This is a genomic window from Streptomyces sp. NPDC126510 (assembly GCF_040302345.1).
Classification (GTDB): domain Bacteria; phylum Actinomycetota; class Actinomycetes; order Streptomycetales; family Streptomycetaceae; genus Streptomyces.
The window spans coordinates 1-9,221 of sequence record NZ_JBEORR010000075.1 but is presented as its reverse complement, the minus strand read 5'-3'; the positions used below and the strand labels follow the sequence as shown (position 1 = coordinate 9,221).

11 protein-coding genes and 1 pseudogene are annotated in these 9,221 nt (G+C 72.0%); 4 read left to right on the top strand and 8 right to left on the bottom strand.

Annotated elements, in window-relative coordinates; translation table 11 throughout:
* Positions 1–91: 91 nt before the first annotated feature.
* The 7 genes from ABTX60_RS42605 to ABTX60_RS42575 all read right to left on the bottom strand — a co-directional run bounded on the left by ABTX60_RS42605 (position 92) and on the right by ABTX60_RS42575 (position 5,452).
* The gene (locus ABTX60_RS42605) at positions 92–874 is read right to left on the bottom strand and encodes an urease accessory protein UreD (protein WP_352102004.1); all 783 of its coding nucleotides are present in this window, start codon (positions 872–874) and stop codon (positions 92–94) included.
* The gene (gene ureG / locus ABTX60_RS42600) at positions 862–1,539 is read right to left on the bottom strand and encodes an urease accessory protein UreG (RefSeq protein ID WP_352102003.1); all 678 of its coding nucleotides are present in this window, start codon (positions 1,537–1,539) and stop codon (positions 862–864) included. The genes ABTX60_RS42605 and ureG overlap by 13 nt, the downstream gene beginning before the upstream one ends.
* 124 nt (positions 1,540–1,663) lie before the next feature.
* A complete protein-coding gene (locus ABTX60_RS42595) occupies positions 1,664–2,338 on the bottom strand; it encodes an urease accessory protein UreF (protein WP_352102002.1) in 675 nt (224 codons plus the stop codon).
* Positions 2,339–2,348: 10 nt separating this feature from the next.
* The gene (locus tag ABTX60_RS42590) at positions 2,349–4,070 is read right to left on the bottom strand and encodes an urease subunit alpha (protein WP_352102001.1); all 1,722 of its coding nucleotides are present in this window, start codon (positions 4,068–4,070) and stop codon (positions 2,349–2,351) included.
* A complete protein-coding gene (locus tag ABTX60_RS42585; RefSeq protein ID WP_351633025.1) occupies positions 4,063–4,374 on the bottom strand; it encodes an urease subunit beta in 312 nt (103 codons plus the stop codon). Before ABTX60_RS42585 ends, ABTX60_RS42590 begins: the two co-directional genes overlap by 8 nt.
* Positions 4,375–4,388: 14 nt before the next feature.
* Complete coding sequence (locus ABTX60_RS42580) at positions 4,389–4,691, bottom strand: urease subunit gamma (RefSeq protein WP_053674248.1); 303 nt, start codon at positions 4,689–4,691, stop codon at positions 4,389–4,391.
* Between the two features lie 113 nt (positions 4,692–4,804).
* The gene (locus ABTX60_RS42575; RefSeq protein WP_352102000.1) at positions 4,805–5,452 is read right to left on the bottom strand and encodes a TetR/AcrR family transcriptional regulator; all 648 of its coding nucleotides are present in this window, start codon (positions 5,450–5,452) and stop codon (positions 4,805–4,807) included.
* A 126-nt stretch (positions 5,453–5,578) separates the two neighbouring features.
* Between ABTX60_RS42575 and ABTX60_RS42570 the strand changes: the two genes are divergently transcribed.
* Positions 5,579–6,571, top strand: coding sequence for an ABC transporter permease (locus tag ABTX60_RS42570; protein WP_352101999.1), 993 nt, complete (start codon positions 5,579–5,581; stop codon positions 6,569–6,571).
* Positions 6,572–6,756: 185 nt separating this feature from the next.
* Here the strand turns inward: ABTX60_RS42570 and ABTX60_RS42565 are convergent, their stop codons facing one another.
* Complete coding sequence (locus tag ABTX60_RS42565; protein WP_104781967.1) at positions 6,757–7,041, bottom strand: type II toxin-antitoxin system Phd/YefM family antitoxin; 285 nt, start codon at positions 7,039–7,041, stop codon at positions 6,757–6,759.
* Positions 7,042–7,131: 90 nt separating this feature from the next.
* On the opposite strand from ABTX60_RS42565, the pseudogene ABTX60_RS42560 reads away from it, so the two are divergent.
* The 3 genes and pseudogenes from ABTX60_RS42560 (at position 7,132) to ABTX60_RS42550 (ending at position 9,108) form a co-directional block, all read left to right on the top strand.
* A pseudogene (locus ABTX60_RS42560) lies at positions 7,132–7,766 on the top strand (ATP-dependent Clp protease proteolytic subunit).
* A gap of 7 nt (positions 7,767–7,773) precedes the next feature.
* Positions 7,774–8,082, top strand: a complete 309-nt coding sequence (locus ABTX60_RS42555) for a hypothetical protein (RefSeq protein ID WP_352101998.1) — start codon at positions 7,774–7,776, stop codon at positions 8,080–8,082.
* Positions 8,083–8,634: 552 nt separating this feature from the next.
* Positions 8,635–9,108, top strand: a complete 474-nt coding sequence (locus tag ABTX60_RS42550; protein ID WP_352101997.1) for a C40 family peptidase — start codon at positions 8,635–8,637, stop codon at positions 9,106–9,108.
* Positions 9,109–9,221: the final 113 nt, after the last annotated feature.

The window sequence follows — 9,221 nt, the reverse complement described above, 5'->3', positions numbered from 1 at the left end:
CGTATGCGCTCAAAGTGCTGGCACAGTCCTACGCCGAGCACTCCCAGTACCGCCAGGAGTGGCGTCCGTAAGCCGACCAAAGAGACATCCCCTAGGCCTGCCGCAGCGACGCGAGAGCCTCGTCGAGCAGCCGCCTGAGCCGGAGGGCGTCCGGCGCCACCGCGGTCACCAGCGCGGCGGGCCCGGCGAGCGGCACCAGCGAGGCGCCCTCCCCCAGCACCCCGGCCGTCACCGGCTCGGCGGCGAACTCCGGTCGCACCACGATCAGTTGCCCGACGGCACGGTGCCCCGCCAGCACGGCGGGCCCGTCCCAGCCGCCCGGTGCGCCGGGACCGCAGGACAGTTCCTGGTCGAGCACGACCTGTCCGGCGACCCGCAGGGTCAGACGGCTCGTGAGCCGCCCGGGTTCCTCACCGACGCGTCCGAGCACCTGTTCCTCGCGCAGCACGAGCCGGGCCGTGGCGGCGAGTTCGACGCGGGTGGTGACATGGAGGTCACTGCCCTGGGCGGAGATCAACTGCTCGGGAAGCCAGTGCAGTTCGCCGCGGTCGGCGACAGCCAGCCGGACGTCGTAGCGGGCTTCGCCCTTGGCCTGCCCGGGCAGGGCGATGGTGGCGGCGGCCGACCCGACGGACAACCGCGCGCCCTCCTCCACCCGGCCCTGAACGGTGAAGTGGTCGCCGCCGAGCGGCCCGCTCATCGCGCCGACCAGCATGACCCGCGCCCCGGCGCCGGTGGCCCGGGTACGCCGCAGCGCCAGCGGCCCGTCGCTCTCCAGCACGGGCAGCGAGGTCCCCCCGCGCCGGTCGTCACGGGCGACGATCCGCGCGACGGACCGCACCCCGGCACCGGCACGCACGCTCACGCCCTCCATGCGGCGAGCTGCGCCCGCACCCACGCGGCGACGTCCGCGACCCCGGCCTCGCCGCGCAACGACTGGAAGACCACCGGCAGTTCGGCGCGCTGCGCCTTGGCGTCGGCGGCCATCCGGGCGAGGTCGGAGCCGACGTACGGGGCGAGGTCGGTCTTGTTGACGACGAGGAGATCGGCGGTGGTCACCCCCGGGCCGCCCTTGCGCGGGATGTCGTCGCCCCCGGCCACGTCGATCACGAAGATCTGGGCGTCGACGAGCCCCTTGGAGAAGGTCGCGGTGAGGTTGTCCCCGCCGGACTCCACGAGCACGAGATCCAGCGGCCCGACCGCGTCCTCCAGGTCCTCCACCGCCTCCAGGTTCGCGGAGATGTCGTCCCGGATCGCGGTGTGCGGACAGGCGCCCGTCTCCACGGCGGTGATCCGCTCCGGCGGCAGCACGGCCTCGCGGAGCAGGAACTCGGCGTCCTCTCGCGTGTAGATGTCGTTGGTGACGACGGCGAGCGCCAGCTCGTCCCTGAGCGCCCGGCAGAGCGCGGCGACGGTGGCGGTCTTCCCGGACCCCACGGGGCCGCCGAGTCCGATGCGGAGCGCTCTGCGGGTGCCGTCGGGGCGGTGGGCGTCCGCGCTGAGGGCGGTGGGGCCGTGGTGGGTGTGGTCGAGGTGCATGTGCGGCTCCTGGTGAGGCGGGCCCGGGGTGGCGGGCGATGATGTCGAGGTGCGGGTGAGTGGGGCTGATCGCGCAGTTCCCCGCGCCCCTGAGGGGTTGGGCTGCACGGCGTCCGGAAGGCGGCTACGACGCGAACAGCCGCACCGGCCAGGCCGCGTGCGCCTCCGCGCCGATCTCCAGCAGCGGCGCCGACGCCGCGGGCAGTGCGTCGACCCCGTCGTCGACCACGCGTCGCGCCGCCTCCACCGCACGGTCCACCACGCGGTCCACCTCCGGCGCCAGCCGGGCCAGGACCGCCGTTGCGTCGAAGGGGTCCAGGCTGAGCAACCGCACCGTCGCCGAGGCCGGCCCGCTCACGTTCTCGTACGCCGCGCAGTACGCCGCGTCGACCGGCCCGAGCCCCGCCGCCCGCGCCGCCCGCCCGAGTACCACCGGCTGGTGGGCTCCCTTGGGGAACTCGCGCCCCAAGGCGTCCAACTCGGCGGACGGCCAGGTCGCCCGCGCGGCCCGCAGCAGCTGCCGGCCGAGCTTGCGGGCGGCGACCCGCAGCGCGGGCGACGGCGTGCGCGCGTCCGCGGCACGGTCCAGCGCGACGGGGTCGATCCCGAGCGCGGCGGCAGCGGACAGCCCCGCCGCCACCAGCCCCGCCGTGTGCAGCCGTCCCCGGCAGAACTCCCCCAGGCTCGACGCACCACTGATCCGCCCGGCCTTGACCGCCGCCTCGGCGCCACCGGAGTGCGCGTGACCCCCGGCGGGAAATCGCCCGTCGGCCAGGACGAGAAGCGCCGCACGTGACATCGGATCACCCTCAGAATAGGAAGTACCGCTGCGCCATGGGCAGTTCGGCCGCGGGGGTCGCCTCGACCAGCTCACCGTCGATGTACACGGCGAAGCTGTCGGGATCGACCCGCACCTCGGGCCGCGCGTCGTTCTCGCGCATGTCGGCCTTGGTGACCCCGCGCGTCGACTCGATCGCCGCGAACCGCTTGCCGAGCCCCAGCCGCTCCGGCAGTCCGGCCTCGACGGCCAGGGGCGCGACGAAGTTGAGGGAGTTGGAGGCGGGAGCCCGCCCGATCGCCCCGTACATCGGCCGCGGAAGGATCGGCTGCGGGGTGGGGATCGAGGCGTTCGCGTCGCCCATCTGCGCGTACGCGATCTGCCCGCCCTTGATGACGAGCTGCGGCTTGACGCCGAAGAACGCCGGCTCCCACAGCACCAGGTCGGCCAGCTTGCCGCTCTCCACCGATCCGACCTCGCGGGCCAGGCCCTGTGCGAGCGCGGGGTTGATCGTGTACTTGGCGACATAGCGACGGACGCGGCGGTTGTCGGCCCGTCCGTCCCCGGGCAGCGCGCCCCGCCTCCGCTTCATCACGTGCGCGGTCTGCCAGGTCCGCATGACGACCTCGCCGACGCGCCCCATGGCCTGGGAGTCGGAGGAGATGATCGAGATCGCGCCCAGGTCGTGCAGCACGTCCTCCGCCCCGATCGTGGAGGGCCGGATCCGGGACTCGGCGAAGGCCAGGTCCTCCGGCACCGCGGGGTTGAGATGGTGGCACACCATCAGCATGTCGAGGTGTTCCTCGGCGGTGTTGACGGTGAACGGCCGGGTCGGGTTGGTGGAGCTGGGCAGCACGTACGACTCGGAGACCACGGTCATGATGTCCGGCGCGTGCCCGCCGCCCGCACCCTCGGTGTGGTACGCGTGGATGCCACGCCCGGCGATCGCGGCCAGGGTGTCGCCCACGAACCCGGCCTCGTTGAGCGTGTCCGTGTGGATGGCGACCTGGATGCCCGTCCGCTCGGCGACGGTCAGCGAGGCGTCGATGACGGCCGGGGTGGAGCCCCAGTCCTCGTGCAGCTTCAGGCCGAGCGCGCCGCCCCGGATCTGCGACAGCATCGCCTCGTGGGAGACGGTGTTGCCCTTGCCGAGCAGGCCGATGTTGAGCGGATACGCCTCCATGGCCTCCAGCATCCGCGCCAGGTGCCAGGGCCCGGGCGTCACGGTGGTGGCCTTGGAGCCCTCGGCCGGGCCGGTGCCGCCGCCGACCAGCGTCGTGATGCCGGAGGACAGCGCCTCGTCGGCGATCTGCGGGCAGATGAAGTGCACGTGCGCGTCGATCGCGCCGGCCGTGAGGATCCGCCCGTTGCCCGCGATGATCTCGGTCTCCGGGCCGATGACCAGCTCCGGGTGGACGCCGTCCATGGTGTCGGGGTTGCCGGCCTTGCCGATGCCGGTGATCCGGCCGTCGCGGATGCCGACGTCGGCCTTGACGATCCCCCAGTGGTCGATGATCACCGCTCCGGTGATCACCGTGTCGGGGGTGCCCTCCGCGCGCGTGGCCCGCGCCTGGCCCATGGACTCGCGGATGACCTTGCCGCCACCGAACACGGCCTCGTCACCGGCGAGTCCGGGACCGCCGGAACGGTCCTCCTCGATCTCGACCAGCAGGTCGGTGTCGGCGAGGCGGATCCGGTCGCCGGTGGTCGGGCCGAACAGGTCGGCGTACGCGGCACGCGAGATCTCAGGCATCGAGGGCACCTCCGGTCTCCCCGCGCAGACCGGGCACCACACGGGCCCCGGCCAGCGGAACGAGTTCGACGTCGACGGGGATCCCGGGCTCGAAGCGCACGGCCGTGCCGGCGGCGACGTTCAGCCGCCTGCCGCGCGCGGCGGCACGATCGAACTCCAGGCCGGGATTGGCCTCGGCGAAGTGGTAGTGGGAGCCGACCTGCACGGGCCGGTCGGCGGCGTTGAGGACGGTGAGCCGGGTGACCTCGCGCCCCTCGTTGTAGGCAATCGGGTCCTCGGCGAAGAGGATCTCTCCGGGAATCACGGCGAATCTCCCCGTCAGACGATCGGCTCGTGGACGGTGACGAGCTTGGTGCCGTCCGGGAAGGTGGCCTCGACCTGGACGTCGTGGATCATCTCCGGGATGCCCTCCATGACGTCGTCCCTGGTCAGGATTTTCCGCCCGGAGGACATGAGCTCCGCGACGGTCCGGCCGTCCCGCGCGCCCTCGAGGATGTGCGAGGTGATGAGCGCGACCGCCTCCGGGTGGTTGAGCTTCAGCCCACGGGCCCGGCGCTTCTCGGCGACGTCCGCCGCCACGTGGATCAGCAGTCGTTCTTGCTCGTGCGGGGTCAGCTGCACGTCCCACCTCACAGTCGTCGCTCCGGGCCGTGCGGGGCCCGGTTGCCGCGGCCACGGGGCAAAGTGCCAGGTGGCGTGGAGCGGCAGGCTAATGGGACCGCGTTTCGGGCACGTTAACCGAGCTGTGATCCACCGGTCGGCGTGTCCCCGTCCCGCATGCCGGTCAGCGCCCGCAGACCGTCCCGGAGGACCTCGACCGGCGCCGGCCCGAAGAGGGACTGCTGGGCGATGAACCCGAGCACGGCGGCGATCATCGTGCGGGCCACATGGTCGGGCTCCACGTCCGCCCGCATCATCCCGGCCTGCTGATAGCCCTCGACGATCCTCCCCCAGGCCGCGCGGACCGATCCGTAGCCCTCCGCGAGCAGCAGCGCCAGCTCCTCGTTGCGCAGCGTCTCCGTCCACACCTGGATGACGAGCCGCGGAAAGGCGGGACGGCCGTCGACGACCAGGGACTCACGGGCGGCGAGCGTCCTGCCGAGGACGGAGGCGACGAGTTCGTCGGGGGGCGGGGGCGGACTCTGCCGCGCTGCCTCCTCGAAGGCTTCGCGGACCGAACCCAGCACCTCGGCGACGATGGCGCCGATCAGCTCCTCCTTGCCGCTGAAGTAGCGGTACACCGCACCGGCCGAGAGGTCGACCTCCTTCAGCACGTCCTGCATGGACGTGGCGTGGAAGCCGTTGCGGGCGAAGCAGAGCGCGGCGCCGTCGAGGATCTGGCGGCGGCGGGCGTCGAGATGTTCCTGGGACACGCGGGCCATGATCCCCAAAGTAAAACGAATATTCATTCTTGACAAGACACCACAACCGGAGCACGGTGAGGGCAGAGCAAAAACGAACGATCCTTCTTTTTGACGTTCCGGTTCCGCTCGCCTCAGGAGACCCCCATGCCTTCCCGCAACCGCCCCGTGATCGCGGTCGTCGTCCTCGTCCCCGTCCTGGCAGCCCTCGCCCTGTGGGCCTTCGCCTGGCCGGCCTCCCGCATCGCGCCCCGCGACCTGCCGCTGGGCGTGGCCGGACCGCCCGCTGCGGCGGCCCAGGTCGAGCGGCAGCTGGAGCGGCACGAGGGCGCCTTCGAGATCCACCGCTACGCCGACGAGGCCGCCGCACGGGAGGGCATCGAGGACCGGAGCGTGTACGGCGCGGTCGTGGTCACGCCGCAGGGTCCCGAACTGCTCACCGCCTCCGCGGCCGGGCCGGCCGTCGCCCAATTCCTCCAGCAGGCCGTGGCACAGCAGGCCGCCGCCCAGGGCGCACAGGTCCGGACGGTCGATGTCGTGCCCACCCCGGCCGGCGATCCGCGCGGCGTGGTGCTGAACGCGGCCGTGCTGCCGCTCGCCCTGGCCGGCATCGCGGCGGGCGTGGTGGTCACCCTGCTGGGGCTGCGCGGCGGCCGGGCCGCCCTCGCGCTGGTCGGTGCGTCCGCCCTGGTGGGTGTGGTCGCGGCGGGGATCGCGCACAGCTGGCTCGGGGCGCTCGGCGGAGCCTGGTGGGCGGAAGCCGGTGTGCTCGCCCTGTCCACGCTGGCCGTCGGCGGCGCCGTAGCAGGACTCGCCGCCCTCATCGGGCCCGCGGGCACGGGCATCGGGGCCGCCCTGGTGATGCTGATCGGCAACCCCTTCTCCGGCGCCACCTCGGCCCCGCAGATGCTTCCGGAGCCGGCCGGTGCGATCGGCCAGTGGCTGCCGCCGGGGGCGGGAACGAGCCTGCTGCGCTCGGTGTCCTACTTCGACGGCGCGGCGGCGACCGGGCCCGCCCTGACGCTGACCTGGTGGGCGGCGCTGGGCATGGGCGCCGTGCTGCTCGGCGGCTCGCCCAGGGCACGGAAGGCGGGCGCCGGAAGCGCGGCCGATCGCCGGGAGCTCTCGGCCGTGGCCTGACCGGCCCCCACATGAGACGACCGTGCGCCCCCGCTGTAGCGGACGGGGGCGCACGGCCTTCCGTCTGTACGGGGCAGAGACCAGGGCTTACCTGTCCGGGACCAAGGCTTCCGTCTGTACGGGACCGGCACTCAGGCTTCCGTCCGGACGGGGCCGGACTCCAGGGCCTGCCGTCCCATCGGGCCCTAGTGGCCGGCCCTCCGGTGCTCCGCCGCGATGCCGAACCGCTGCGGTTCGCCAGGAGCGGACGCGACCTGACGGACCGTGGACACCGCGCTGACCACCTGCTCCTCCACGGCCTCCGCGAGCTCCTGGCCCTCTTCGAGCCGCCGCAGGTCATCGGCCGAGACGAGGGCGACGAGGGGCTTGCCGTGCCGGGTGACGACGACGCGCTCACCGGCGTACACCACGCGGTTGATCAGGTCGGCGAGCTCAGCCCTGGCTTGCGTCACCGGAATCTCGTAGGCCATGTCCCCATCATAACGTCACGTACGTCCTGTACATTTTTTACAGAGAGGGCTGCCGCCGGAGACAGCTCTGCCCGCGAGGAGGGGTTCGCCATGACCCGACCGTCCGCCCGCTACGTGCTGCCCGAGTTCACCGAACGCACGCCGTCCGGGCAACGGACGATGGATCCGTACGCGAAGCTCCTGGAGGAGCGGATCGTCTTCCCGGGGCGCCGGTGGACGAGACCTCGGCGAACGACGTGATGGCCCAGTTCATGCACCTGGAGCACCAGGCCCCGGAGCGCGACATCTCGCTCTACATCAACTCCCCCGGCGGCAGCTTCCATGCGATGACCGCGATCTACGACACCATGCAGTACGTCTCCTGCGACGTGGAGACGATCCTCCTGGGCCAGGCCGGTGCCGCCTCCTCGGTGCTGCTGGCGGCGGGCACGCCCGGCAAGCGATTCGCGCTGCCCGACGCCCGCCTGGTGATCCATCAGCCGGCGCTGCCCGAGCCGATCCGGGGTCAGGCGAGCGACCTGGCCATCCAGGCGGATGAGTTGACGCGTATCAGGAGCCGGATGGAAGAGATGCTCGCCCTGCACACGGGCCGCACCCGGGAACAGGTGAGCGCGGACATCGAGCGGGACAAGGTCCTCACGGCGCAGGAGGCCGTGGAGTACGGCCTGGTGGACGGGCTCATCCCCAGCCGCAAGGCCACCCTCGTCCCGCCGACAGGACGGTGAGACCCCGGTGCTCCCGCCCGAACTGCCGCCACTGCCCGCCCTGACCCGCGCCGAGGCGGAACTGGTCGACCGTTACCTCGACGTGGTGGACCTGCTCGGCCGCATCAACCCGGGCCGGGACGGCGACACCTACCGCGGGCTGCGTGCCGCCCAGGCCCTCGTCGGCAAGGCGACCGCGCTGCGTGACGCTCTGGCCTTGATGCACCAGCGGGGCGAGACGGACCTGCACGCCGGCACCCTGGCCCGGGCACTGCGGGTGCTCGACGGTGAGCGGCGCACGGCGCGGCTCACCCTCCCCCCGGAGTCCCTCAGTTGACACGAAGTCGTCGGTCCGGACGTCCGACGCGACGGCGGAGCGTCCGGAGCTGAGTTGAAACGGACCAAATGACGTACCTCTGTTCGGAGTAGGCGGGGGACCGATTTTGGGACCCTTCCGGTTGCGCAACGCGCGCGATCCCGGGGCGGAATGGGGCATTCCATCGCTGGTCCGGCGGTCCGCGAACCTGCGGACAGTGGCGCGAACGCACACGTGTCCACCCGAACGGGTGAGTGGTGAGTAACAACACAAATCCCCGGTTCCGTTGGGAAATCCGGACAGGCATGCGCCAAGATCCCTGTCTGACGACAAGCCCCCGCCGCTGTGGCGGGGCGATCCGGGCGGACGCCGAGTCCTGCCGCCGCCCGGATGACCGGTCGACAGGAGTGGATCGGCAGGAGTGGAGGACCCGAGCACGACGGGTCGCCGGGACGGTCACGCCATGACCGGACCTGAGCGGCCCTTGGGGTGAAGCCGCGTCAGCGGCCGGGCAACTTTGTCAGCCCGAATCCGACAGGTCATCCTTCACAGGCGGCTGACGAAGGGTTGCGCATGACTGCGCTCAATCGTGTCCCGTCACTCATGGCCCGAGCCGGTACGGCCTCGGCGCTCACCATCGCCGCGGTGGGCGGCTCGATCGTGGCGCCCGGCTTCGCCTCCGAGGCCTCGGCAGCCACACCGGCGACCAAGGCACTCCAGATCGCGGCCTCCAAGAAGGGTTCACCCTACAAGTACGGGGCGATAGGGCCGCACCGGTTCGACTGCTCGGGGCTCACGCTCTACTCGTTCAAGAAGGCCGGCAAGAAGCTCCCCCGCACGGCTGCCCAGCAGTACAACAAGACACGCCACATCTCCGCCAAGAACCGCAAGGCGGGAGACCTGGTGTTCTTCCACTCGGGCAGCAACGTGTACCACGTCGGTATCTACGCGGGTAAGAACAAGCTCTGGCACTCCCCGAAGAGCGGGGACGTGGTGCGACTGCAGAAGATCTGGACCAAGAGCGTCTGGTACGGGCGCGTGAAGTGATCCGCCGCACGCCGGGCGCCGCAGGCCGAGAAGCTCGGCGTGACGCTCCCCGACCCGGAGCTGCGCTGGAACGAGGAACGGGGCCACCACGACTTCGGCACGCCCGACTGGGA